The sequence below is a fragment of the Virgisporangium ochraceum genome (assembly GCF_016863655.1).
Lineage (GTDB): Bacteria > Actinomycetota > Actinomycetes > Mycobacteriales > Micromonosporaceae > Virgisporangium > Virgisporangium ochraceum.
The window spans coordinates 147592-173546 of sequence record NZ_BOPH01000022.1 but is presented as its reverse complement, the minus strand read 5'-3'; the positions used below and the strand labels follow the sequence as shown (position 1 = coordinate 173546).

The following is a 25955-nucleotide window of genomic DNA, read 5'->3' as shown; positions in this document are numbered from 1 at the left end:
AAGGGTCCCTTCACACAGGTGGGGTGCGGCGGTTGGGGGTTCCGTCGGCGTTGAGGCCGAAGGCGCGGAGGTCGGCCAGCCACTGCGGGTTGGTGCTCTCCTCCGCGGTGAGGAGGGCGAGAATCTGGTCGGCCGCGCCGTTCGTTCCGGCCTCCAGCTCCGCCCAGAGCTCGTCCTCGGCGCGCAGTTCGAAAAGCCGCCGGCACAGTTGCCGGGCCGCCTCCGCGCTGCCGGCCTCGGCGGCTTCGCGGAGTGCGGCCAGTTCCTCCGGCTGGCCGCTGCGCGCCGCGTCCAGGTCCCGCAGCGCCTCGGCCGCGAACCGGTCGCCGGCGTCGGCGCGTTCATGCAGTTCACGAACGTGGCCGCGCTCCAGGAGGAGTTCGGAGAGCTGTTCGGCCGCCACCGAGTCGCCGGCGTCGGCGCGCCTGCGCAGGTCCGCGCGGGTACCGCCGTCGACGAGAAGCTCGGCCACCCGCGCCGAGTCCCCGGCCGGCCGGATCGCCTCGACGAGCTCCCACAGCTCCTGCACCTGTGTCAGGCGTCGCCCGATGGCGACGTTGCGGGGGTCGGTCGCCAGCGTCCGCTGCAGAACGTCGATGGCCGCGTCGAACCGGTTCTGGCGGATCAGCAGGTCGGCCAGCTGGATGGCGGCCGCGCCGTCGCCGAACTCGGTGACCAGTCGTTCCAGTGCAGGCTCGGCGTAGCGGTACCGCAGCCGGGTGAGCGCGCTCTCGGCCAACCGGCGAAGGTCGTCCGACCGGTCGACGCGGGTGACGAGCGCCTGCCAGGCGGAGTCGGGTACCACCTCGGTGCGGCGGGCCAGCCGCAGGTGCTGGGCGAGGTAGTCGGCGATCGTGTAGCCGGCCAGCACACCGGGTCTCCTCGATCGTGGCGTCAACGCCGACACGTTGCCGTTGCGCGGGACGGTGACGTGCGGGAACGCCTGCTCCCACCATCCGGTGGGCGAGGTGACCTGTTCCCGGGGTGGGAGGTAGCCGAACATCGCCTCGACCAGCAGGTTCTCGCTGAGCGGCGACTGCACGCCGAGGCGGTGCGCGTCGGCGGCCGCGGCCATGATCGCCTTGGCGTAGGGGTTCGGTGGCTGCTCCCAGCAGAGCACGAGGTCGGGTCCGCCCGCCAGGGCCTGGGTGAGGCCGCTGTCCCGGGTGTGCAGGGCGATCCGGATCCGGCTGTCGCGGGCGGCGATCTCCTGCGCGTCCTTCAGCTCCTGACGGCTGAAGCTGTCGCCGACGCTGATCTTCGTGGCGCTCCTCAGCAGCCGGCGGATGTCGTCGGTCGCCGCGTTGCCGCCGGGCTGCCGGTCGACGGCCCGCGCGGCGTACTGGTCGGGCCACAGGGTTCCCACGACGACGTTGCCGTTGCGGATCAACGCCCGGACGCATTCGGCCGACAGCGGCGGGTGGCTGTCGAGGTACAGCTGCAGCTCGTCGAGCCAGAAGACGGTCTGGCGCGGTGGGTGGTTCTTGATGGTCAGCAGGTGCGCGGCGTCCTCGGGCTGGACGAGCGACCACGAACCCCACAACAGGTACACGGCCTCGTACAACGCGCGGGTCTTCCCCGAGGACGAACCTCCGATGAGGACGACGAAGCAGCCCCGGTCGGGTCCGGTCATGGTCATGCTCAACGCGTTGCGGAGCTCGAAGTCGAAGTCGCGTGGCACGTAGGTGGGGAGCTCGTCGGTGGTGTCCGGTGTCGTGATCGCGCTGTGGATCCCGAGTTGCTGGGGTGGCACCTCGTCGAAGCGGATCCGCTCTGTCGGGCGGTTGAGCCGGTCCCACGTGAACAGCCACGGTTGCTGGGCGACCTCGGACAGTCCCAACGCCGACAGCAGGCTCACAACGGTTCTGCGCGTGAGCTGGGTCTGTCCCAGAAGGGCATTGTTCAGCGTCGAGGTCTTCAGCTCACGGAGGTCGGGCTGGCCCGGCCCGCCCCAGCCCCGGGTGGTGCGTTCGATCTCCGCGTACGACACCCCGATCCGCTCGCGTAACGCACCGAGTGCGGCCGCGAGGTCCGTCATGGTGTGTATCCGTGACAGGTCGGTGTCGGGGGTGGACGTCAGCGCCTTCACCCCCTACCCGTCGGTCCGTCGCGGAGCGGCCCGGTGCGTGGGCGGCAGGCCCATCGACCGCTCTCCACCTGACGGACAGCCCGGTGCGCGGCTGCCGTTCGCGGTCGCCAGGCGGAGCTAGAGACCGGACGATACCCAGCGCCCCGGACCATCACCAGCGCCGTCGATCTCCACGGAACGTTGCTGGTGGTTTCGCGGAAGGTTGCCCCCGGACGCGTCACAGGGCACGTACGTCGGTACGTGCCCTGTGGGTGTGGGGATCAGGCGAGCGGCTGGACGACCTCCGTCTCCCAGGTCGCGGGGTCGGGGTGTTCGCCCGGGTCGGTCACGTAGATCTCGCGCGGTGGGCCGCTGGCCGACCGGCCCTCGCGCTCCAGCCACGCCTCCAGTTCCCGGTACGTCTCCGGCAGCGTGTCGTACGGTCCACGATGGACGGTCACCGCCGCGGGGCCGGCCGGGATCGTCAACGCCTCGATGCCGCCCTCCGGAGACGCCGGTGGGGGCGCCACCAACGGCACGCCGGCCTCCAGGACGAGCGATCCCATGCCGACCTCCGGGTAGCGCGTGAACGGCGGCCCGGCCATCGCCAGCCCGTGCCGCTGCGCGTATCCGAACACCGTGGGCAGGAACTCCGACAGCGTCGCGGCTATCTCGTCGCGGCTGATCCGGCGTCTCATGATGAGCGCGTACATCTCGGGCTGGTCCTTCACGACGATGTCCACGGGCATCGACGGGCTCCTCTCGGTGGTGGTCATGCGGTAGAGGCCGATGCACGGCGCCACCGTGGTCACGGTCGCGGCGTGGGTCGCGGCCGCCGCCGGTCCCGAAGCGGTGGGACCGGTGTGCAGCCCGCGGACGCGGTAGGTCCGTGGGGTGACGCCGAAGTAGCGGGCGAACGCGCGGGTGAAGACCTCGTGGCTGCCGAAGCCGTGGTCGAACGCGATCTCGGCCACCGGCCTGCGGGTGGTCAGCAGGTCGGCGGCGGCACGGGCGAGGCGCACGCGGGCCGTGTACGTCTTCGGGGTCTCGCCGGTCACCCGGCGGAACGCGCGGTGCAGGGGGAACGGCGAGCGGTGGGCGAGCGCGGCCAGCGCCGCCAGCGACACGTCGCCGCTGCGGCGGTCGTTGACCGCCGCCAGCAGGCGCAGGATGTCGGAGGCGGGGGCCACACGGGGAACCTAGCGGGGCCGCGGGTCGCGTGCTTGATGAATCTTGCCCGCTCCCGCCTGCGGATCTGCACAAATCTGGCGGAACGTGACTGGATCCGACCGCCCATCACTGGCATGCTCAGGGACCGGGGGTGATCCCGGAGGTGCCGGTGGGTCGAACACCACGGCCGTCCGCCGCTGGCGACGGTCCGGCGGCTGCGCGCATCCAGGTGGGCGCGCGCCTCCGTGTGCTGCGTGAACAGCGGGGGGTCACCCGGGCGCGGGCGGCAGACCTGATCCGCGCGTCCGAGTCCAAGATCAGCAGGATGGAGCTGGGCCGGGTCGGCTTCAAGGAGCGCGACCTGCTCGACCTGCTGACGCTGTACGGCGTGCACGACGAGGTCGAGCGGGCGGTGCTGGTCGACCGGCTCCGCGAGGCGAACTCGCCCGTCTGGTGGCAGGCGCACGCCGACGTGGTGCCCGGCTGGTTCCAGCGCTACCTGAACCTGGAGCCCACCGCCGCGCTGATCCGGGCGTTCGAGGTGCAGTTCGTGCCGGGGCTGCTGCAGACCGAGGACTACGCCCGCGCGGTCGTGCGCCTCGGGCACCCGTTCGCCTCCGCCGAGGAGGTGGAGAAGCGGGTGCGGCTGCGGCTCGACCGGCAGCAGATCCTGCACCGGCCCGACCCGCCGCGGCTGTGGGCGGTGGTCGACGAGGCGGTGCTGCGCCGGGCCGTCGGCGGTGGCGCGGTGATGCGTGACCAGCTGGAGGCGCTGATCGTCGCGGTCACGAAGCTGCGTCACGTGCGGCTGCAGGTGCTGCCGCTGGCGAGCGGCGGGCACGCGGCCGCCGGCGGCTCGTTCACGATCCTGCGTTTCCCGCACCACAGCATGCCCGACGTGGTCTACATCGAGCAGCTCACCAGCTCGATCTACCTGGAGCGCCCCGACGACGTCGACCGGTACTTCGACGCGGTGAGCCAGCTGTTCATGGAGGCCGCGCCGATCACCGGAACCCTGGCGATCCTCGAGCGCATCATCGACGAGCTCCGGAGCTAGTGCGCTACCGTCCCGGTCATGCGCGTGTGTGTAACCGGCGCGGCCGGCATGACGGGAAGCGTCACCGTGAACCATCTGCTCGACCACGGGTACGAGGTGGTCGGCACCGATGTCGTCGCCCATCCGGGCACCCTGCCGGCGCCGTGGTCACGGCCCGACTTCACCTACCTGCGGGCCGATCTCACCGACTTCGGCGACACCGTGGACCTGCTCGGCGGCTGCGACGCGGTGGTGCACCTGGCGAACGTGCCGGCGCCGGGGCTGGTGCCGCCGGCGCGGACGTTCGCCGCCAACACGGCGATGAACTCCAACGTGTTCCTGGCCGCGGCCCAGCTGAAGCTGCGGCGGGTCGTGTGGTCGTCGAGCGAGACGACGCTCGGGCTCGACTTCGCGGTCCCGCCGCGGTTCGCCCCGCTGACCGAGGAGCACTACCCGTACCCGACCACCACGTACGCACTGTCCAAAGTGGTCGGTGAGACCACCGCGACGCACGTGGCGGAATGGACCGGTATCCCGTTCGTGGCGCTGCGCTTCTCCAACGTGATCCCGCCGGACCGGTACGCGGCCTTCCCGACCTTCTGGGACGACCCTGCCAAGCGCCGCTTCAACCTGTGGAGCTACGTCGACGTGCGCGACTGCGCCCTGTCCTGCCGGCTGGGCCTGGAGGCCGACGTGGAGGGCGCCGGCAGCTACCTCATCGCGGCCGCCGACACGGTGATGACCACCCCGTCGGCACGGCTGATGGAGGAGACGTTCCCGGGCGTCCCGCTGACGAAGGACCTCGGCGAGTTCGAGACGTTGCAGAGCATCGACAAGGCCCGCGCGGCGCTCGGGTACGAGCCGGCGTACCGCTGGCGCGACCACGTCAGCGCGTGAGGTGGAACGTGCGGCGGTAGGCCTCCGGCGGCAGGCCGAGCACGCGGTTGACGTGGCGGCGCAGCGTCGTCGCCGTGCCCATCCCGGTGCGGGCGGCGATCTGTTCGACGCTCGCGTCGGTGGTCTCCAGCAGTTCCTGGGCGCGGTGCACCCGCTGCGCCAGCAGCCATCGCAGCGGGCTGGTGCCGGCGACGGCGGCGAAGTGCCGGGCGAGCGTGCGGGTGCTGAGGTTGGCGCGCCGGGCCAGGTCGGTGACGGTCAACGGCTGGTCTAGCCGCTCGCCGGCCCACGCCATCAGGTCGGCGAGCACGTGGTCGTCGGTGGCGGGCACCGGCGCGGGCACGAACTGGGCCTGCCCGCCGCTGCGGTGCGGCGGCACGACGAGGGTGCGCGCGATCGCGTTGGCCACGGCCGCACCGTGGTCGACGCGGACGACGTGCAGGCACAGGTCGATCCCCGCGGCCTTGCCGGCCGAGGTGAGCACCGTGCCGTCGTCGACGTAGAGCACGTCGGGACGTACACGCACGCGCGGGTGCCGCTCGGCCAGCAGGTCGGTGTGCGCCCAGTGGGTGGTGGCCGGGCGGTCGTCGAGCAGCCCGGCCGCGGCGAGCACGAACGCGCCGGTGCACAGCGACACGATGCGGGCTCCGGCGGCGTGCGCGGCGCGCAGCGCCGCGATCAGCGCACCCGGTGGCTCCTCCTCGAGGTCGCGCCACGCGGGCACGACCACCGTGGACGCGGTGGCGAGCCGGTCGAGCCCGTGCTCGGGCCGGGCCCGGAGCCAGCCGCCGACGCCGGCGGTGCGCGGCCCGCAGACCTCCAGGGTGTACCACGGCGACGCGAGCCCGCGGTCGACCCCGAAGATCTCGTGGGCGCCGGCGAGCTCGAACAGCGGCGTGCCGTCGGTGACGGCCAGCGCCACCCGGTGCGGTTTCCTGGGCATGTCGCAAACTGTACGCGTGGTGTCGTTCCGGCCACTTGTCCCGCGCCCTCGTGGGGCCGAGGCTGGTCCGCGTGACGATCTCTGTCTTCGGCGCCTCCGGTCACACCGGACAGTTCGTGGTCGCGGAACTGCGCCGCCGCGCGGTCCCCTCGATCCTGTCCGGACGCGACCCCGACCGGCTCGCGCGGCTGTACCCCGACGATGACCGCCGACCCGCGTCGGTCGACGATCCCGCGTCCCTCGACGCGGCTCTCGCCGGCGCGGACGCGGTGGTCAACTGCGCCGGTCCGTTCGCCGACACGCACGCGCCGGTGCTGGATGCCGCGCTGCGCAACGGGATCCCGTACCTCGACGTCACCGCCGAGCTGGAGGTGGTGGCCGAGATCCTGGCCCGGTACGACGGCCCGGCGCGCGCCGCCGGGGTCACCGTGGTGCCGGCGATGGCGTTCTTCGGCGCGGTCGGCGACCTGCTCGCCACCGCGGCGACGGCGGGCTGGCCGGCCGCCGACCGCATCGACCTCGCCTACGCGCTCAGCGACTGGCGGCCCACCGACGGCACCCGCGCCACCGGACGCGTGTCCGCGGGCCGCCGCGACGGCCGCCGGCTGCGCTACGCGGACGGCCGGTTGGGGTTCGGTACCGGTGCGGCGCCGACGGGCGAGTGGGCGTTCCCGGGGCCCGTCGGCACGCTGCCGGTGGTCGGCGAGTTCGCGACGGCCGACAGCGTCACCATCCCGCACCATCTGTCCACGAAGGACATCGGCAGCTGGATGCACACCCGGGCCGCCGAGGACCTCCGCTCGCCCGACCCGACCCCGCCGACGGCGGTCGACTCCGAAGGCCGGTCGGCGCAGACGTTCCTCGTCGAGGTCGTCGCGCGGCGGGGTGACGAGGAGCGGCGGGCCGCGGTGAGCGGGCGCGACATCTACGCCGTCACCGCGCCGCTGGTCGTGGAGGCGGCCCTGCGGGTGGTGAAGGACCCGGTGCCCGGCGCGCACACCGCCGGCGCGTTGTTCGACCCCGGTGACTTCCTCGGCGCGACCCTGACGGGGTCGGGCTAGCCGTACCGCCACGACGCCGGGCAGCGGGAGTGAGTCCGGCCCGCGCGACCGGGACGCTGGTCACCGTGGATACGACAGTCGCTCTCCGCTCGGTGCGGAAGATCTACGGGACCCGCGCGGCGGCCGTCACGGCCCTCGACGGCGTGACGCTCGACTTCGCCGCCGGCACGTTCACGGCCGTGATGGGCCCGTCCGGTTCCGGCAAGTCGACGCTGCTGCAGTGCGCGGCCGGGCTCGACCGGCCGACGTCGGGGGAGGTGTTCGTCGCCGGTGAGGACCTGAGCCGGCTCAGCGAGACGAAGCTGACGATCCTGCGCCGCGACCGGATCGGGTTCGTCTTCCAGTCGTTCAACCTGCTGCCGTCGCTCACGGCCGAGCTGAACGTGGCGCTGCCGCTGCGGTTGGCCGGCCGGCGCCCGTCGCGCCGCGACGTGCGGGCGGTGCTCGAGGCGGTCGGGCTCGGCGACCGGGGCCGGCACCGGCCGGCGGAGCTGTCCGGCGGCCAGCAGCAGCGGGTGGCGATCGCGCGGGCGCTGGTGACCCGTCCGGCGGTGCTGTTCGCCGATGAGCCGACCGGCGCGCTCGACTCGACCACCGGCCGCGAGGTGCTGACGATGCTGCGCGGGCTGGTCGACCACAATGGACAGACGATCGTGATGGTGACCCACGACCCGGTCGCCGCGTCCTACGCCGACCGCGTCGTCTTCCTCGCCGACGGCCGCGTGGCCGGCGAGCTCGTCGGACCCACCCCGGAGTCGGTCGCCGCCCGGATGACCCACCTGGAGGTGGCGCGATGATCGCCGGAGCGAAGCGTAGGCGGTCATCGCGCGGTCTTCATCTTCAGGTTGGAGGAGTACAGTGATCGGCCTTGCCTGGCACACGATCCGGGCCCGCCGCAGCAGCCTCGTCGGGTCGTTCGTCGCGCTCGCGCTCGGCGTGGGCCTGCTCGCCGGGATGGCCCTCACGCTCGCCAGCACGATCGGCGCCGGCGACCGCGGCCCGACCTGGTACGTCACGCCGCAGGTCGTGGTGTCCGGGGTGGACACCGTCAGCGTCACCACGGGCTCGGGCGAGGACCGTGAGACCGAGTCACTGCGGACCGACCAGCGCCTGCTCCCCGCCGACCTCGTCGCGAAGCTGTCCACAGTGGACGCCGCCGTCGTCGTGGACCACGCCGTGCCCGCCGCCGCGGCCGGCGCTCCCGGCGACACCCTGCACCCGTGGTCGGCCTCGACCCTGCACCCGTTCGGCTGGGTCGCCGGCGGCCCGCCCACCGCCGCCGGCGACATCGTGCTCACCGCGCCCACCCGGCACCGCCCCGGCGACGAGGTGACCGTCCACAGTGTCCGCGGCGCGCAGCGGTTCACGGTCAGCGGTGTGCTCGACGGCGCGCCGCCCGCGCTCTACACCACCGACGCCGTCGCCGCAGACCTCGCCGGCGGCACGGCCCGCGCGGTCGCGTTCGCGGCGCCGGACGGCGGGTCCGGGTCCGCGCTGGCCCGGCGGGTCCGGGAGGCGGTGGCCGGCGACACTGACCCGGCCCGGAAGGTGCGCGTGCTCACCGGGAACGACCGGCGGCGGGCCGAACCCGACCCCGACGGCGACAAGCGTGAGGTGGCGATCTCCCTGCTCGCCACGACGTGCGGGCTCGCCGGGTTCGTGTCGGTATTCGTGGTCGCCGGCACGTTCAGCTACGCCGTCGCCGCGCGCCGCCGCGAGTTCGGTCTGCTGCGCACGGCCGGTGCCACCCCGCGGCAGGTGCGCCGGCTGGTGCTGGGGGAGGCGCTCGCGGTCGGGGTGCTGGCCTCGGCGGCGGGCGGCGCTCTCGGGACCGCGATAGCCCCACCGTTCGCGGCGTGGCTGGCCCGCAGCGGCTTCGCGCCCGACGACTTCACCGCGCACTTCATCTTCTGGCCGGTGGCCGCGGCGTTCGGCACCGGCCTGCTGGTGGCGCTGACCGGTGCGTGGCTCGCGGCCCGGCGGGCCGGGCGGGTGCGGCCGGTGGAGGCGCTGCGCGAGGCGGCGGTCGACGGCCGCGCGATGCCGGTGGTCCGCTGGGTCGTCGGGCTGGCGTGCGTCGCCGCCGCGGTGCCGATGATCGCGGTGTTCTCGAGCATCCGGTCGGCCGACGCCACCGCGCTGGTGATGCTCGTGGCGATGCTGCTGATCGTCGCCTGCGCGATGTTCGCCCCGCTGGTGATCCCGCCCCTGGTGTGGCTGCTGACCGCACCGCTGGCCGCCGCCCGCGGCGCGACCGGCATGCTGGCCCGCAACGGTGCCCGCACCGCGGTACGGCGCACCGCCGCCACGGCGGCGCCGATCCTCGTCACCGTCGGGATCGCCGCCGCGACGTTGATCTCGCTCGGAACGCTGTTCAGCGCGGTCGAGAGCGCCACGCGCGACCGGATCACGGCCGACGCGGTCGCCGTGCCCGCCGGCAGCCCCGGCATCGCCGACGCGACGGTCGAGGCGCTGCGGGCGGGCCCGGGCGTCACGGCCGCGGTGCCGGCCACCGACACCCGGGTGTTCGTCCGCGACGGCGACAGCCCCGCGGACTGGCTGGGCCGCTACATCCACGGTCCCGACGCGGCGCGGGTGCTCAACGTCCCGCTCGACGCCGGGTCGCTCGCCGACCTCACCGGCACCGGCACGGTCGCGGTGCCGGCCGGCCGGTGGAAGCTCGGCGAGACGGCGAGCCTGTGGCTCGGCGACGCGACCCCGGTGACGCTGCGGGTGGTCGCGGTCCTGACCCCGCAGGTCGACCTGACCGACACCGTCCTCCTGCCGTGGGACCTGCGGGCCGGGCACGCCCGGCCGCTGGCCGACGTGGTCTACCTCCGCGGCGACCCGCCGTCCACTGTGGACGGTGTGGCGGTCGTCCCGGTGGGCGACTTCGTCTCGGTGGCCGACCGGGAGCAGCGCGACACCAACCGGCTCGCCGCGATCGCGGTGCTCGGGATGGCCCTGGTGTACACCGGGATCGCGATCGCCAACACGCTCGTGATGGCCACCGCCGACCGGTCGCGGGAGCTCGCGACGCTGCGGCTCAGCGGAGCCACGCCGCGGCAGCTGGTCCGCATGGTCGGCGTGGAGGCGGTGCTGGTGACCTGCGTCGGCGTACTCCTCGCCGGCGTGGTGACGGCGGTGGTCGTGGCGGGCATGCGGTCGGCCCTCGACGGGCTGGCGCCCTCGGTGCCGATCGACGCGCCCTGGCGCGTTCTGGGTGGGATCACCGCGGCCTGCCTGGTGACGGCCGTGGCGGCGAGCGTGGTCCCGGCGGCGCTGCTCCTGCGCCGCCGCCCGGTGGAGCTGGCCGGGATCCGCGAATAGGCTGCACTTTCCCGCAATCCGCTGTCGATGACTTGCCGTCTCCCGCGCCGGGTGCTGGGCTCGGTGCGGGAGACGATCGAGGGAACGGCATGTCACACATGGAGTTGACCGCGCGCGAGCGGGCGATCCTCCGGCTGCTCGGCGAGGGCCACACCGACGGGGTCGTGGCCGAGCGGTTGGGGATCAGCCTCCGCACGATCGCGTACACGATGCGGTCGCTGATGGACCGGCTCGGCGTGGAGAACCGGTTCCAGCTGGGCCTGGTCCTCGGTGCGGCCGAGGCGGGCGAGCCCGCCGGGTCGGAGCCACCGGAGTAGGGTCGGCGCATGACGCTCGACGACCGTCTGTCCACACTGGACGAGCTGTGGGCGGTCTGGGCCGCGCACGGCACGTCGATGACCGACGAACAGTGGAGCCGGCCCACGCGGCTCGGCGACTGGGACGTGCTCAGCCTCTTCGCCCACCACGGCGCCTGGCCCTTCATGCTGGGCGGCCTGCTCACGCGGGTCCAGGAGCGGGAGCCGACACATGCGACGGCGGCCGCGCTCCTGCGCGACTTCAACGCCCCCGACGGCGTGGCCAACACGCGGCGGCGCGATGCCGCCGAGAGCGCTCCCGCCGACGCCGAGCGGTACGGGCGGGCCGCGATCGTGGAGCAGTTCACCACCGCCGGCCCCCGTGCGCTGGAGGCCGCCCGCGCGTTGGGACCGGTGGTCGTCGACTACTTCGGCCACGCGGCGCTGCGCCTGGAGGAGGCGATCAGCATCGGCATCATGGAAGCGACCGTGCACCTGCTCGACCTGCGGCGGGCGCTCGGGCAGGAGCCCGACGTGCCGGCGGCGGGCCTCGCGCACACGGCGGCGCTGCTGGCGCAGATGGCCCCGCCGGTCGACCTCATCGAGGCGGCCACAGGCCGGAGCCGCGTGGACGTGTTCCCCGTGCTGACCTGAGGCGATGCCTGTCCCGGGGTGGGTGCCGTCCCGGGCGGGGACGACCGGGCGGTGGCCGCCGGGGGGAGGTCGCCACCGCCCGGGGTCACGACCCGCTGTCGTGCCGAGCAGTCCGGCGGTGGCCACCCCCCATGTGTGACCACCGCCACCCCCGTCGGCCCCACGGTACGGGGACGCGCCGGCCGGCCCGCTACCACGCTCAACCGGCGGTAGTGGGTGGCATCGACGCAGGTCGTATGGGGTAGGTGGCGGGAACGGGCGCCGTTCTGCCGCTTCCGACCGGCAGAATGGGACCGTCGGACAGTTCGATAGTTGGATGCGTCGATGAAGGGGCGGGCCGAGCAGGTGAGCGACACCGGGGCAGCCATCCGGCGCCGCCGGTTGGCGGCCGGGCTGACCCAGCAGGAGCTGGCGGACGCCAGCGGCGTCAGCGTCCGCACGGTGCGCGACATCGAGCAGGGCCGGGTCGACCGGCCCCGCGCCGCGTCGGTGCGGCGGCTGGTCGAGGCGCTCGTCCCCGGCCCCGGGTCGGCGGGCGTGAGCGTCGACGTGCTGGGCCCGCTGTCGGTCACCCGCGACGGCCGCCCGGTGGAGCTGCGCGGCACGCTCACCCGCGGCCTGCTCGGACTGCTGGCGCTGCAGGCCGGCGAGACGGTCGCGACGGCGTCGATCGTGGCCGCGCTGTGGGGCGAACGGCCACCGCGCACCTGTCGCACCCAGATCCACCGCGCGGTGAACCAGATCCGCGACGCGCTCGAGCCCGACCGCCAGCCGCGTGAGCCCGGCGACCTGATCCGGTTGGAGCCCGGCGGGTACGTGCTCGCGCTCGACGCGGAGCGCGTCGACGCGTCGCGGTTCCGGTCCCTTGTGGAACGCGCGAGGGACGGCGGTGTCGACGCGCTCGCGCTGCTCGACGAGGCGTTGCGGTGCTGGCGCGGCCCCGTGCTCGCCGACGCGCCGGCCACGCTGCACGCCCAGCCGGTGGTCGCCGCGGTGGAGCGGCAACGGCTGTCGGCGGTGCTGGCACTCGCCGACCTGGCCCTCGACGCGGGGCGGCCCGACGTCGCCGCGGCGCACGTGCGCGACCTGGCCGCCGTGGAGCCGTTGCACGAGGGCCTGCACGCGCGGCAGATGCTGCTGCTCGCGGCCGGCGGCGAGCAGGCCGCCGCGCTGCGGTTGTACACCGAGCTGCGCGACCGGCTGGTCGGGGAGCTGGGTGTGGAGCCGGGCCCCGAGCTGCGCGCCGCGCAGCTGCGCGTCCTGCGTTCCGACGCCGCACCGGCGGCCGCCGGGTCGGCGGTGCCGGTGCTGCCGTCGACGGCGGAACCCGTGCGCCCGGTGCCGGGCCAGCTTCCGGCGGGCGTCCGCGCGTTCGCGGGCCGGCAGCGCCAGCTCGCCGCGCTCGACGCCCACCTCGCCGCCGCGGCACCCGACCGGCCGCCCGCGCCGGTCGTCGTCGTCGGACCGGCGGGCGTCGGGAAGTCCGCGCTCGCCACGCACTGGGCGCACCGCGTACGCGGCCGGTTCCCCGACGGTCAGCTGCACATCGACCTCCAGGGGTTCCACCCGAGCGGCGCCGCGCTCGACCCCGGCGCCGTGCTGCGCGGGTTCCTGCAGGCGCTCGGCGTGCCGCCGCACCGGGTCCCACCGGACCTGTCGGGCCAGGTCGGGCTCTACCGCACCGTGACCGCCGGCCGGCGCCTGCTCGTGGTGCTCGACAACGCGCGCGACGCCGACCACGTGCGGACCCTGCTGCCGGCCGAGCCGGGCTGCCTCGCGGTGGTCACCAGCCGGTCGCCGATGCTCGGCCTGGTCGCGAGCGACGAGGCGCATCTCGTGGAGCTGGACCCGTTGCCCGCCGGTGAGGCGACCGACCTGCTCGCCGGCCGGCTCGGTCGCGACCGGTTGGCCGCCGAGCCGTCGGCCGCCGCCGACATCGTGCGGCGGTGCGGCGGGCTGCCGGTCGCGCTCGCGGTCGCCGCCGCCCGCGCCGCCGGGCAGCCGGCCCTTCCGCTCGCCGCGCTCGCCGACGAGCTGCGCCGCGAACGCGACTCGCTGCAACCGTTCGACCTGGGCGACACGACCACCGACGTGCGCGCGGTGTTCTCGTGGTCGTACCGCACACTCGGGCCCGCCGCCGCGCGCACGTTCCGGCACCTCGGGCTGCATCCCGGTCCGAGCGTCGGCGCGGCCGCCGTCGCGAGCATGGTCGGCGCGGCGCCCGCCGAGGTCGGCGCCGCGCTCACCGAACTCGTCGGCGCCCATCTGGTGACCCGCGTGCGCGCCGGCCGGTACGGCCTGCACGACCTGTTCCGCGCGTACGCGGCGGAGGTCGGCCGGCGCACCGACAGCGCGGCGGGCACCGCGGCCGCGCGGCGGCGCCTGTACGACCACCACCTGGCGACCGCGTACCGCGCGGCCCTGCGGCTGAACCCGCACCGCCGCCCGTTCCCGTCGGTCGACCCCGGGCCGTCCGTCGTTCCCGAGAGCGTCGACGGCTACGCCGACGCGGTCGCCTGGTTCACCGCCGAACTGCCGACGGTGCTCACGCTCGTCGACGAGGCGGTGGCGGCGGGCCTACCGGTGCACGGGTGGCGGCTCGGGTGGACCGTGCTCACGTTCCTGCGCCGCGACGGCCGCTGGCACGACCTGGCCCGGGTCACCACCGCGGCCCTCGCCTGTGCCGAGGACGCCGACGACGTGCTGGGCCGGGCGCACGCCGAGCGTGGCCGGGCCCTCGCCTGGGCGGGCATGGGCGGCGGCGCGCACCCGGCCGCCGACGCGCACGCGGCGCTGGAGCGCGCGCTGACGCACTTCACCACGGCCGGAGACCGGGTCGGGCAGGGCGAGACGCACCTCGACCTCGCGTCGGCGCTGCAGCACCTCGGCGAGCGGGCGACCGCGCTGGCGCACGCCGAACGCGCGCTGGAGCTGTTCCGGGCGGCCGGCTACGAGTACGGCGAGGCGAACGCCCGCAACTCGATCGGCTGGCACCACGCCGACCTCGGCCGGTACGACCTCGCGCTCGCCCACTGCCTGGCGGCGCTGTCGCGGCTGGAGGAGCTGGGCGACCGCTACGGCCAGGCGGCGACGTCGCACAGCGTCGGCTACGCCTACCAGCGGCTGGGCCGGCACACCGAGGCGATCGTCCACTACCGGCGTGCGGCGCGGCTGTCGGAGGAGGCCGGCGACCGCTACCACCGGGCGATGACCCTGGCGAACCTCGGCGAGACCTACCAGGCGACCGGTGACCGGGACGCGGCGCGGGCGGCGTACGCCGAGGCGCTGCGGGTGCTGACCGACCTCGACCATCCCGACGCGGAACCCGTGCGGAAAGCGCTTGCCGCGCTCTGACCGTTCGACGCTCTGCCGATTCGACAACGGGTTCGACAATCGATCGATGGGTGTGAGTGTTACGGTGCGGGAGATCGGGCCTCCCCGCTCATCCACCGTCCGAGGTAGGTCATGAAGAGACGTCTCAGGATCCTCGCCGTTGCCGTGCTCGCCGTCGTGGCGTCGGTGGCGGTCTACGTGCAGCCGGCGTCTGCCGCCGTCGGCCTGCACATCAGCGGCCGCACCATCGTCGAGGCCAACGGCCAGAACTTCGTCATGCGCGGGATCAACCACCCGCACGTCTGGTACACCGGCCAGACCCGCGCGTTCGCCGACATCAAGGCGACCGGCGCCAACACCGTGCGCGTGGTGCTCGGCACCGGCAAGCGGTGGGGCCCGTCGAACGACGTGCCGCAGGTCATCCAGCTGTGCAAGCAGAACCGGCTGATCTGCGTGCTCGAGGTGCACGACACCACCGGGTACGGCGAGGAGGGCGCCGCCGCGAGCCTCGACGAGGCCGCCAACTACTGGATCAGCCAGAAGGCGAACCTGGTCGGCCAGGAGAACTACGTCGTCATCAACATCGGCAACGAGCCGATCGGCAACACCAACGCGGGCCAGTGGACCGCCGCGACCGTGGCCGCGATCCAGAAGCTGCGCAGCAACGGTTTCCAGCACCTGCTGATGGTCGACGCGCCGAACTGGGGCCAGGACTGGCAGTACACGATGCGCGACAACGCGCAGACGGTCCTCGACGCCGACACCCTGAGGAACACGGTGCTGTCGATCCACATGTACGCGGTCTTCAACACCGCCGCGAGCATCACCGCCTACCTCGACACCTTCCAGCGCAACAACTGGCCGCTGGTGATCGGCGAGTTCGGGTGGCAGTTCAACTCGGGCGAGGTCGACCACAACACGATCCTGGCCGAGGCGCAGGCCCGCGGCATCGGGTACCTCGGCTGGTCGTGGAGCGGCAACACCGACCCGATCCTCGACATGGTGCTGAACTTCGACCCGGCCCAGATCACCACGTGGGGAACCCGGATCATCAACGGCGCCAACGGGATCCGGGCCACGTCCCGGGAGGCGTCGGTGTTCGGCGGCGGTCCCGGCAACCCGCCGTCGTCGTCCCAGCCGTCGCAGCAGCCGTCGTCGCAGCCGCCGTCGAGCCAGCCGCCCTCGCGGGGCTGCAGCGCGACGTACTCGGTCACCGGCCAGTGGCCGGGCGGGTTCCAGGGCGAGGTCCGGGTCACCGCGGGCAGCGCGGCGATCACCGGCTGGACGGTCACCTGGACGTTCGCCAACGGGCAGCGGGTCAACAGCCACTGGAGCGCCACGATCACCAGCAGCGGTGCCGCCGTCACCGCCCGGAACGTGGGCTACAACGGCAGCGTCGGCGCCGGCGTGAGCACGACGTTCGGGTTCCTCGGTTCCTGGACCGGCACGAACAGCGTTCCGACGCTGTCCTGCACCGCGACCTGACGGTCAGCTTCCGGCGGGGACGGGCGCGCCGGCCCGTCCCCGCCGGATCACGTGTGCCAGGCGCGCCGCCACGACCGTCACCGCCGCGAGCGCGGTGACCAGGAGCAGCAGCATGAACGCCGGGTACAGGTAGACGGTCTGCGTCCAGGAGACGTCGCGGCCGCGGTAGAGGAAGCCCGCGACTCGGTGCATCGTCACGAACACCGCGAGCGGGGCGAGGTACGGCAGCAGCCGCATGACCGTCCACACGGGACGGTGACGCCACCTGCCGGCGCGCCGCACCCCGCGCACGGCGAGCGGGACGGGGACGGCGAGCAGCGCCAGCAGCACCACGTCGATCCACGTCGCCGACGTGTCCGGCGGCGCCGGCCGCCGGCCCTCGACGAGGTCGACCAGGGCGTCGCCGAGCACGCCGGCGTCGGCGTAGCCGGTCCGCGCGTTGACCATCACCGCCACGCCGTACCCGCTGTCGGGCAGCAGGGCCTGGTAGGCCGTGAACGTGAGCATCGTGCCGTCGTGGCTGACGATCGGGGCGCCGCCCCTCGTGGTACCGACGAACCAGCCCAGCCCGTAGTCGCCGGCCGACCGGCGGTGCGTCCCGGCGAGCCCGGCCGCCGACAGCACCGGCGCACCGTCGCCGTTCTGCGTGACCAGCCAGCGCGCCATGTCCCGCGCCGTGCTGAGAACGCCGCCCGAGCCGGCGCCGAACGCGGGCGGCTCCGGCAGCGCCAGCGGGAACCCGGCGACCAGGATGTGCCCGCGGGCGTCCGGCGGAAGTTCGTCGGCGGTGGAGGCGGTGCGGCTGTCGGTCATGCCGAGCGGTTCGAACACGTGCCGGCGCAGGTACACGTCGAACGGTTCGCCGCCGACCACCTCGACCAGCCGGGCGGCGACCTGGAAGTTGGGGTTGTGGTACTCGAACCGCTCGCCGGGGTCGGCGGCGAGCCGGGCCGTGCGCATCGCCGCCACCGCCTCCCGCAGGGTGCGGACCCGGGGACCGCTGAACGAGCGGAACGTCGTGTCGGACATTCCGGAGCTCTGGTCGAGCAGGTGCCGCACGGTGATCCGGGCCGCCCGGTCGTCGGCCATCGTGAACTCGGGCAGATAGGTGCGCACCGGCTCGTCGAGCCGCACCCGGCCGGCGTCGACGAGCTGCATCACGGCCAGCGCGGTCATCGACTTGCTCACCGACGCGACCGCCAGCACGGTCCGGTCTGTCACGGCGTCGCCGCGCGCCGTGCGTCCGTACCCCGCCGTACGGACGACGGTGCGGCCGTGCGTGACGGCCACCGCGGCACCGGGCACGCCGGTGGCGTCGAGGTACTCGCGCACCACGGCGTCGATGGAGGCGGCGGTGTCCACTGTGGCGGGTGCGTACACGGGTGTCGTGGCGAGCACCGCGGTGGTGAGGAGTCGGATCAGCACCCTGCCGACGGTGCCGCGCCGACCCCGGGCGTCACATCGGACCGGGGTCCGATCCGTCGGGTGCATCGGACCCCGGTCCGATGGCCCGCCCCGCCCGCGCCGTTACCGTGGATCCCGTGCCGCCGCCCCCGATCGCCCGTCGCGCGCTCGCCGCGGCCCAGCCGCTCGCGCTCGCCGCGGTCGACGTGCTCGTGGCGGCGGCGGTCGTGGCCGCCGCGGTGCTGATGCGTCCACCGGGAGCGGGGGTCGCGGTGTGGGTCCCGGCCGCGCTGGTCGGCACGCCGCTCGCGGTGCGGCGGCGGTGGCCGGTGCCGGTGCTCGGCGCGGTGCTCGCCGCGGGCGCGGTCGGGCTGTTCGGCGGTGTCCGTCCGGAGCCCGTCGTGTACGCGGTGGCGTACGCGCTGTACCCGGTCGCGCTCCGGTCGGCCCGGGCGGGCGCCTGGGCGCTGGCCGTGGCCGTCGCCGGGGTGGTGGGTCCGGGGCTGGTCGACGCGGCGGTGGCCGACCTGCCCGTCCACCCCGTCGACGACCCGCACAGCGAGTCGTTCTCGGCGACACCGGCGTCGGCGACCGCGTTCTGCGTCGTCGTGCTCGGCGGATCGTGGGCCCTGGCACGGGTCCTGGCCGCCCGGCGCCGGCACGCCGACCAGTTCGCCCGCTCGCTCACGGCGCGGGCGGTGGCCGAGGAGCGGCTGCGCATCGCCCGCGACGTGCACGACGTGGTCGGCCACAACCTGAGCCTGATCGCCACGAGGGCCGCCGTGGCCACCCATCTCGGCACCGGACGCGACGACGCGTTGCGGACCATCGAGGAGGTGAGCCGGACGGCGCTCGCCGACGTCCGCCTCGTGCTCGACGGGGTCCGTGACGACGACCCGCCCTCCATCACGAACCTCGACCGGCTCGTCGAGCAGACCCGCGCCGCCGGTGTCGAGGTCACCGTCGAGCGCGGGGACCTGTCCGCGGTGCCGGCCGCGGTCGTCGCGTCGGCCTACCGCATCGTGCAGGAGGCGCTGACCAACGTGCGTCGGCACGCACCCTCCAGCCGGTGCCGGGTCACCGTCGCCGTGGCCGGCGGCGCGCTGGCGGTCGCCGTCGTCGACGACGGCGCCGGGTGCGCGCCGCGGCCCGCCGGTCGACCCGGGCACGGCCTGCTCGGCATGCGCGAACGGGTCGCGCTGCACGGCGGCACGCTGTCCGCCGGTCCGCTCGCCGACGGCGGCTTCGCCGTCCGCGCCACGCTCCCGGTCCCGGCATGATCCGGGTTCTCCTCGCCGACGACGAGCCCCGCTACCGCGGGACGGTACGTACGCTGGTCGATGGCACGCCGGGTCTCGTCGTGGTCGGTGAGGCGGCGACGGGACGCGCGGCGGTGGCGGAAGCCGCGCGGCAGCGGCCCGACGTCGTGCTGATGGACGTGCGCATGCCCGACCTCGACGGCATCGGGGCCACCGCGCTCATCACCGCCGGGGCGAACGCCCCGCGCGTCCTGGTGCTGACCACGTTCGACCTCGACGACCTCGTCTACCGCGCCCTGCACGCCGGCGCGAGCGGCTTCCTCCTGAAGGACACCACCCCGCCGCGCCTGGTCGACGCCATCCACACGGTCGCCGCCGGCGAGGCGCTGCTGGCACCGACCGTCACCCGCCGCCTCATCGACGCGTTCACGGGCCGCGCCCGGCGCGTCCTTCCCGACCTGACGGCCCGCGAGACCGAGGTCCTCACGCTCGTCACGCGCGGCCTGTCGAACGCGGAGATCGAGGCGGCGCTGCACATCAGCCGCGGCACCCTGAAGACCCACGTCGGCCGCCTACTGTCCAAACTGGACGCCCGCGACCGCGCGCAGCTGGTGATCGCCGGATACGAGGCGGGCCTGGGTCAGCCGAGAACCGGGTAGATGGCCGATCCCGCGTTGGGGGTGCCCGGCCACGGGCCGATCGCCATCGACGCGTTGACCACCGAGGGCGACGTGCCCGGGTTCGCCTCCCGGTCGGCGCCGGTCCGCGCGTCGAGCACCACCGGTTTCGGGCCGTCGACCCAGCCGTAGACGGCCCCGTGCCACGCACCGGTGGGGTGGAGCAGCAGCCGCTGGCCGCCATCGACGATCGACCACAGCTCGGCACCGCTGGTCGCGTCGATTCCCATGATCCAGTCGGTGCCGTCGCAGACGACGACCGACCGCTCGTCGTACACGCAGCGGCCGGTGACGAGGAGACCGCGCTCACCGGACTTCTGCGACCGGCTCCGCACGACCTTCCCGGAGGCGATGTCGACGACATCGAGGTAGTCCTGGTTCCCGCCGAGGGCGCCGCCGACGATCGCCAGCGTCGGCCCGGCCGGGTGGACGTCGCGCAGCGAGTCCGTCGGGCGGGCCGAGGCCCACTTCTGCCGACCGGTACGCACGTCGAGCCCGAGCACCTGGACCGGTGGCGACTGCCCGGTGCCCGGCCGGCGACCGACGACCACACCACCGGCCACGGCCCGCGACTCGAACCCGGTCTGGTGCCACAGGACCTTGCGGGTCGCCAGGTCGACCGCGTAGGTGTCGCCGCGCATCCGCGTCCGGTTGTTCTCCTCGAGCCGGATCACGGCCACGCCGTCGTCGACGCCGGCGATCCGCACCTCGGCGACGTTGTTCCCGGTGGGCGCCGTCCATCCGTCGAGCGGGATCTCGAAGCGCCAGTCGACCTCACCGTTGTTCGGGTCGATCGACGTCACCTCGAGCATGGGCCGGCCCGGGGTGGTGCCCTGCGCCGGCGCCTCGGCGAGGAACGGCATGAGCACGGTCGCCCGCCCGTTCACGGTCGTGAGCGTGGGAAGCGCGAGGACCTCGCCCTTGGGCAGCGGGTGGGTCGGCTTGACCGACTGCCGGACCGTGGCGGTGCGGGTGTCGACCAGCCGGATCTCGTCGCCCGTTCCGGCCGAGAGAACGGCACTGCCGTGTACGGGCACGACCGCGGTGAGCCCGTGCAGCAGCACCTCCTCGGCGTCGGTGCTGATCTCGAGCTCCTTGTAGGGCTTGTCGGGGAAGCGCGTGGGCGGGTCGGCCGTCTTCACGTCGACCGGCGGCGTCGCCGACGGACCGGCGATCCCCTCGATGGGTTCGAACGGCTCGGTACACCCGGTGAGTGCCACCAGGAGCAGCACGGTCCCCACGATCCGACGCATCGACAGCCCCCCGTCGTCAGGCATCCAGCGACGCCAATCGAGGAGACTACCCGGCCGGGTCCACCCGGACGACCGTGCCCGGTGCGAGCGCACCGCCGATGACCTCGATCGACGCGGTTCCGTCGGTCCGCACGGTCACCGCGCCCCACGCGGTGCCGGCCACGAACGGGAACCGTCCGGGGCGCCGGCCCACGCGCAGCACGCCGGCCGGCGCGTCGTAACGCACGCCGGTCCACGTGTCGAGCAGCGACCAGCCGGCCATCGCGCGCACGTAGTGGTCGCCGCACTCGATCTCGTTGAACGGGTTGCGCCGCGTGCCGTCGTGCCGCTCGCGGATCGCGTCGACGACGCGCGTCGCCTCGTCGACGAGCCCTTCCGCGAGGCAGTGCGCGGCGACCTGGTACTCCACGCCGGTCCACACCTCGTCGCAGTAGCGCAGGGGAACGGCCGGCCGGCCACCGTCGGGCCAGGTGCACACGACCAGCCCGGTCTCGTCGCCGTCGGCGAAGACGCGGTACCCGTGGTCGGTGAACCCGGTGCGCAGGTTGTGCCGCACGATCGCGCGCAGGGCCGAGCGGACCCGGTCGGCCGGCAGCAGGTGCCCGAGGCCGAGCTGGTGCGCCCACCACTGGCCGAGCAGCTGGTCGCTGAGGCACCCCTGGCCGAAGTCGTACTCCTCGCCGGTCACCGGCTGCGTGTAGTACTCGCCGTTCCACAGCAGCGTGTCGTAGGCCTTCGAGGCGAGCAGGAACCGGTCCCCGTAGGACGATGGCTCGTCCACGAGGGACGCCATCCGGCCCATCGCGCGCAGCGCGGCCAGCCACAGCCCGCCGACGAACATGTTAGGCCCGTGGAGGCTGATGTCGTAGGTCACCGGCTGGTCGCCGCGCAGCACGCCGTCGCCGCTGCCGTCCCAGGTGGACGACACGTGGTCCATCAACCGGACCAGCGACGGCCACACCGACCGCAGCCACGGCAGGCCCGCGCCGTCGAGCACCGACCGGTACGTCTTGAGCACCGCGCCGAGCATGCCGTCGAGGGCCGGCCGCACCGGCCCGCCGATCGGTACCCCGTGCAGCTGCGGGAGGTAGCGCGGCAGCACCACCCGGTGCGGGAGGTAGCCCTCCGGCGCCTGCACGGCGAACTCGGTCTCGCGCATGTCGCGGCCGAGGTCGGGGAACAGCCGGGCCAGCGCCTGCTCGTAGTTGAAGACGTGGTTGCAGTTGAGCGGGCACGAGCCGCCGGCGTCGCCGTTCCAGTTGCGGGTCGACGCGCCGAGGGCGCCCTCGAAGCCGTACACGTGACCGTCGGCGGTGCGGAACAGGGTGGGGGAGCGCACCAGGCTGCCCTGCGCCGACACCACGTCCTTGAGCGCCGGCGGCAGGTCGCTCGACGAGACCAGCGTTGCCCAGTCGCGCGAGCCGGTGTCGAGCCGCTCGCGGTCGGTGAGGTAGGCGTCGAGCACGTCGACCGCGCCGCCGAACCTCGTGGCGTAGTGGTTGCCGACCCGGAACCTGCTGCGGCCGTAGGGATGCGCCGGCCCGAACCGGTCGAAGTCGGCGTAGCGGTTGGGGAACCACCACGCGTGCACGACGTCCACCGTGGTGGTCTGGCCGGGCCGGAGCGCGAACGCGACCGCCAGTGCCGCGTTCCACGTGTGCCCGGCGGGGCTGGGTCCGCTCGGTACCCGCATCGGCGAGACGCCGTCGGCCACCGCCGCGCGCAGGGCCGCGTCACCGAAGTCGCCCAGCTGCGTCGGGGTCACCAGGCGGGCGGTCTCGACGAACCGCAGCATCGACGCGGCATCGGCGGCGCGCGGCAGCACAGCGGCGGGCGCGTCGGTCCACAGGAGAAGCTCGCCGTGCGCCGCGTCGTCGTCGGCCAGCGTGGGGTTGTCCATCAGCACGCCGGTCTGCCCGGGCCGGCGCAGCACGCGGTTGACGTTGCCGCCGTAGCCCGCGCCGCGCGTGCCGGACAGCGGGGTGACCCCGTCCCAGCCGGCCGCGTTCTGCAGCGTCGACAGCAGGAAGCCGTGACGGAAGAGGCTGCCGGTGTTGGTGATGGTGAAGCGGTAGCGCACGAGCGGCAGCGAGCTCGCGTCGGAGTCGAGCGGTACGAACGGCGTGCAGGCCTCCAGCGACACCGCCACCGGCAGCGCGTCGTCGAGGTAGTCCACGGAGGCGAACGGGTACGCCGCGCGGAACTCGGTGCCGGCGACGGTCGGCCAGGGCGGCAGGTCGCCCGCGTCGGGCACGTCGGCGTCGCTCACGTTGGGCGCCGGGCGAACGTGTCGGGCGATCGGCGACGCGCGCAGCAGCCGCACGACGTCGTCCGGCGGCTCCAGCGAGGAGACCCGGATCGCGAAGAAGCTGTCGGGCAGGTGCGCGCCGTGGTTCGGGACCCCGGACAGCTGCCACTGGCGCAGCGCCCCGTCGCCGCACAGGGCGACGTGGCCGGTGCCGAAGCCGCCCAGCGGGAACGCGACCGCGCGCCGGGCGTCGCCGGTGAACCGACGCATGGTCGCCTCCTTGCACGAAATGAGACAGCGGGACAGGGGCGGTGCCGCAAGGAGGTTCCGGCGGTGAAATCGATTTCTCATATCGATTTCGCAAAGCTAGAGGAGCCGCGCCACGGGTGTCAAGCGGCAACTACAGTGGGGCCCCATGGCCACGATCTACGAGGTGGCGGCGCTTGCCGGGGTGTCGCCCGCGACGGTGTCGCGGGTGTTGAACGGGCAGACCGTCTCGCCGGAGAAGCAGCGCCTCGTCCGCGACGCGGCCGCGCAGCTCAGCTTCACGCCCAACAAGACCGCCCGCCGGCTGCGCAAGCGCAGTTCGGAGATCATCACGCTGCTGGTCCCGGACATCGAGAACCCGTTCTACACCGCCCTCGCGCGCGGCGTGGAGGACCGGGCGTGGGAGGCCGGCTACTCGGTGATGCTCTGCAACACCGACGACGACCCGGCGAAGGAGCGGCGGTACCTGCAGGTCGCGGCGTCGGAGGAGGTCGCGGGCGTCATCCTGTCGCCGGCGTCCGACGAGGCCGATCTGGGATCGATCGCCTCCCTCGGTCGGCCCGTCGTGGCCGTCGACCGGACGACCCCGTACCCGGTCGACGCGGTGAAGATCGACAACCGGGCGGCCGGGATCGCGGCCACCGTGGCGCTGTTCGACGCCGGGTACCGCCGGGTGGCCTGCATCGCCGGTCCGGCCGGCATCGAGGACACCGAGGACCGCTTCCTGGGCTGGCGCCAGGTGGTCACGGCCCGCGGCGCCGGTCCGGCCGAGCACTACCTCCAGCACGCGAACTTCCGGGTGGACGGGGGACAGCAGGCGATGTCCGCGCTGCTCGCCCTGCCCGAGCCGCCCGACGCGGTGGTCACCACGAACAACCTCATGGCGGTCGGCGCGCTGCACGCGTTGCAGGGCGCCGGGATCACGTCCGAGCGCTTCGGCCTGGCGGTCCTCGGCGAGCTTCCCTACCTGGTCGTGCCCCCCGCGAACGTCATACAGGTCCGGCTGCCGGCCCGCCATCTCGGGCTCACCGCGGCCACGATGCTGCTCGACCGCATCGGCGGCGACACCCAGCCGGCCCGCACGGTGATCCTGCGGGCGGAAGTCGCCACCGCCGGCGTGTAATCGATATCCCCGCGCAGCGTCCCAGGTGGTGACGTATGCGCGCGATCTCGCAACACGACCTTGACGAAATCGATTTCTTGGGTTTGGCTGTGCCCACCCACCACACCCGCTTCCCACGGAGAGGGACACCCGGATCATGAAATTCCCGTTCCGCAGGGTCGCGATGTTCGCGACCGCCGCGCTGACGGCGACCACCCTTGCGGCCTGCTCCGGCGACGACTCCGGCTCGGGCGACGACAAGTCGCTCGACATCGTCTACTGGAACTACGGCCCCGCCGCCGAGACCGGAAACAAGGCCACCGCCGACGCCTTCGCGGCGAAGAACCCCGGCGTCACGGTCACGCTCACCCCGGTGACGGGGGAGAACTGGGGCACCTACTACGCCAACGTCGCCACGCTCATCGCGTCGGGCAAGCGTCCCGACCTGATGGTGATCTCGGGCGAGGGCGCGCAGTTCGTGCACTCGAACAACCTCGTGCGCCCGATCAACGAGTACCTCGACAAGGACGACGAGGCGAAGACCCTCGTCGACGACATCGCACCCGGCCTCATCGACGGCTTCAAGGTCAAGGGCGACATCGTCACCCTGACGTGGGGCTGGAACGACATGGTCGTCTACTACAACACCGACGTGTTCAAGAAGGCCGGGATCGAGCCGCCGAAGGCCGACTGGACCTGGGACCAGTTCAAGGAGACCGCGAAGAAGCTGTCCGTCGACACCAACGGCGACGGCCGCAACGACCAGTACGGCTTCACCTGGGCCAGCAACGAGATCTTCCCGGGCATCATGCCGTGGGTGGCCAACGCCAACGGCAACCTCACCAGCGACGACGTCTGCAAGGCGACGGCCGACTCGGCGCCGGTGAACAAGGCCGTCACGTTCCTGCGCGGGCTCATCACCGAGAACATCGCACCCGCGCCGATGCCGATGAGCGACGTGTTCACCCGGTTCCAGAACGGACAGGTCGCGATGTTCGGCGCCGGCCGCTGGCCGATCGGCACGTTCCTGCCGGCCGGGTTCAAGGCGTTCGACATCCAGCTGTACCCGAAGGGTGATACGTACAAGACGGTGTTCGGCGGCGCCGGGTACCCGATCCTCAAGTCGTCGAAGAACCCCGACCTGGCGTGGGAGTTCCAGAAGTTCACCGTGAGCACCGAGATCCAGAAGCAGTACGTGGGAACACCGGACAAGCCCGGTGACTCCATCCCGTCGCGCCGCTCGGTGGCGAAGACCATCACCGAGGTGGGCGTGCTGCCGGCGAACTCGAGCCTCTACTACGACAGCATCGACAAGCACCCGACCCTGGTGCCGTACCCCGCCCCGGCGAAGTACAGCACGTTCGAGGCGACCGTGCTGCGGCACCTGCAGCTCATCTTCGGCGGCGAGGCGACCGTCGACGCCGGGCTCAAGAACATGCAGGGCGAACTGAGCAGCATCGTCTCCTGCTGAG

19 protein-coding genes are annotated in these 25955 nt (G+C 73.6%); 13 read left to right on the top strand and 6 right to left on the bottom strand.

Going from position 1 to position 25955, the window contains the following annotated elements; all coding sequences use genetic code 11:
* Window positions 1–10 precede the first annotated feature (10 nt).
* Together Voc01_RS09840 and Voc01_RS09835 are read right to left on the bottom strand one after the other, a co-directional pair.
* Window positions 11–2038, bottom strand: coding sequence for a tetratricopeptide repeat protein (locus Voc01_RS09840; RefSeq protein WP_203927003.1), 2028 nt, complete (start codon window positions 2036–2038; stop codon window positions 11–13).
* Window positions 2039–2349: 311 nt separating this feature from the next.
* Window positions 2350–3258 carry a helix-turn-helix domain-containing protein gene (locus Voc01_RS09835; RefSeq protein WP_203927002.1) on the bottom strand — a complete coding sequence of 303 codons (909 nt, stop codon included), beginning with the start codon at window positions 3256–3258 and terminating at the stop codon, window positions 2350–2352.
* 149 nt (window positions 3259–3407) lie between these two features.
* Between Voc01_RS09835 and Voc01_RS09830 the strand changes: the two genes are divergently transcribed.
* Both Voc01_RS09830 and Voc01_RS09825 read left to right on the top strand, forming a co-directional pair.
* Entirely contained in the window at window positions 3408–4295 is an 888-nt protein-coding gene (locus tag Voc01_RS09830) for a Sco1979 family transcriptional regulator (protein WP_239160090.1), read from the top strand.
* Between the two features lie 18 nt (window positions 4296–4313).
* Window positions 4314–5171 carry an NAD-dependent epimerase/dehydratase family protein gene (locus Voc01_RS09825; protein WP_203927001.1) on the top strand — a complete coding sequence of 286 codons (858 nt, stop codon included), beginning with the start codon at window positions 4314–4316 and terminating at the stop codon, window positions 5169–5171.
* On the opposite strand, the gene Voc01_RS09820 is transcribed toward Voc01_RS09825, so the two are convergent.
* A complete protein-coding gene (locus Voc01_RS09820) occupies window positions 5161–6114 on the bottom strand; it encodes a helix-turn-helix domain-containing protein (protein ID WP_203927000.1) in 954 nt (317 codons plus the stop codon). The two genes, Voc01_RS09825 and Voc01_RS09820, sit on opposite strands and share 11 nt — an antisense overlap.
* Before the next feature lie 71 nt (window positions 6115–6185).
* On the opposite strand from Voc01_RS09820, the gene Voc01_RS09815 reads away from it, so the two are divergent.
* The 7 genes from Voc01_RS09815 (at window position 6186) to Voc01_RS09785 (ending at window position 16273) form a co-directional block, all read left to right on the top strand.
* Complete coding sequence (locus tag Voc01_RS09815) at window positions 6186–7175, top strand: saccharopine dehydrogenase NADP-binding domain-containing protein (RefSeq protein ID WP_203926999.1); 990 nt, start codon at window positions 6186–6188, stop codon at window positions 7173–7175.
* A gap of 56 nt (window positions 7176–7231) precedes the next feature.
* Entirely contained in the window at window positions 7232–7972 is a 741-nt protein-coding gene (locus Voc01_RS09810; protein ID WP_203927087.1) for an ABC transporter ATP-binding protein, read from the top strand.
* Between the two features lie 61 nt (window positions 7973–8033).
* Entirely contained in the window at window positions 8034–10505 is a 2472-nt protein-coding gene (locus Voc01_RS09805) for an ABC transporter permease (RefSeq protein WP_203926998.1), read from the top strand.
* Between the two features lie 98 nt (window positions 10506–10603).
* Entirely contained in the window at window positions 10604–10822 is a 219-nt protein-coding gene (locus Voc01_RS09800; protein ID WP_203926997.1) for a helix-turn-helix domain-containing protein, read from the top strand.
* A gap of 9 nt (window positions 10823–10831) precedes the next feature.
* Window positions 10832–11455: a maleylpyruvate isomerase family mycothiol-dependent enzyme gene (locus Voc01_RS09795; RefSeq protein WP_203926996.1), complete on the top strand. Its 624-nt coding sequence runs from the start codon at window positions 10832–10834 to the stop codon at window positions 11453–11455.
* Between the two features lie 312 nt (window positions 11456–11767).
* Entirely contained in the window at window positions 11768–14809 is a 3042-nt protein-coding gene (locus Voc01_RS09790) for a BTAD domain-containing putative transcriptional regulator (RefSeq protein WP_203926995.1), read from the top strand.
* A 111-nt stretch (window positions 14810–14920) separates the two neighbouring features.
* On the top strand, window positions 14921–16273 hold the full coding sequence (locus tag Voc01_RS09785; RefSeq protein WP_203926994.1) for a cellulase family glycosylhydrolase: 1353 nt from the start codon (window positions 14921–14923) through the stop codon (window positions 16271–16273).
* Window positions 16274–16276: 3 nt separating this feature from the next.
* Here the strand turns inward: Voc01_RS09785 and Voc01_RS09780 are convergent, their stop codons facing one another.
* The gene (locus Voc01_RS09780; RefSeq protein ID WP_203926993.1) at window positions 16277–17698 is read right to left on the bottom strand and encodes a serine hydrolase domain-containing protein; all 1422 of its coding nucleotides are present in this window, start codon (window positions 17696–17698) and stop codon (window positions 16277–16279) included.
* Window positions 17699–17814: 116 nt separating this feature from the next.
* On the opposite strand from Voc01_RS09780, the gene Voc01_RS09775 reads away from it, so the two are divergent.
* Complete coding sequence (locus Voc01_RS09775; RefSeq protein WP_203926992.1) at window positions 17815–18957, top strand: sensor histidine kinase; 1143 nt, start codon at window positions 17815–17817, stop codon at window positions 18955–18957.
* Window positions 18954–19595 carry a response regulator gene (locus Voc01_RS09770; protein ID WP_203926991.1) on the top strand — a complete coding sequence of 214 codons (642 nt, stop codon included), beginning with the start codon at window positions 18954–18956 and terminating at the stop codon, window positions 19593–19595. Before Voc01_RS09775 ends, Voc01_RS09770 begins: the two co-directional genes overlap by 4 nt.
* Here the strand turns inward: Voc01_RS09770 and Voc01_RS09765 are convergent.
* Both Voc01_RS09765 and Voc01_RS09760 read right to left on the bottom strand, forming a co-directional pair.
* Window positions 19577–20890, bottom strand: a complete 1314-nt coding sequence (locus tag Voc01_RS09765) for an outer membrane protein assembly factor BamB family protein (protein ID WP_203926990.1) — start codon at window positions 20888–20890, stop codon at window positions 19577–19579. The genes Voc01_RS09770 and Voc01_RS09765 overlap by 19 nt on opposite strands.
* 22 nt (window positions 20891–20912) lie before the next feature.
* A complete protein-coding gene (locus Voc01_RS09760; protein WP_203926989.1) occupies window positions 20913–23384 on the bottom strand; it encodes a GH116 family glycosyl hydrolase in 2472 nt (823 codons plus the stop codon).
* Window positions 23385–23529: 145 nt separating this feature from the next.
* Here Voc01_RS09760 and Voc01_RS09755 point away from each other — a divergent pair, with 145 nt between their 5' ends.
* Window positions 23530–24504, top strand: coding sequence for a LacI family DNA-binding transcriptional regulator (locus Voc01_RS09755; RefSeq protein WP_203926988.1), 975 nt, complete (start codon window positions 23530–23532; stop codon window positions 24502–24504).
* A gap of 136 nt (window positions 24505–24640) precedes the next feature.
* Window positions 24641–25954, top strand: a complete 1314-nt coding sequence (locus Voc01_RS09750) for an ABC transporter substrate-binding protein (RefSeq protein WP_203926987.1) — start codon at window positions 24641–24643, stop codon at window positions 25952–25954.
* Window position 25955: the final 1 nt, after the last annotated feature.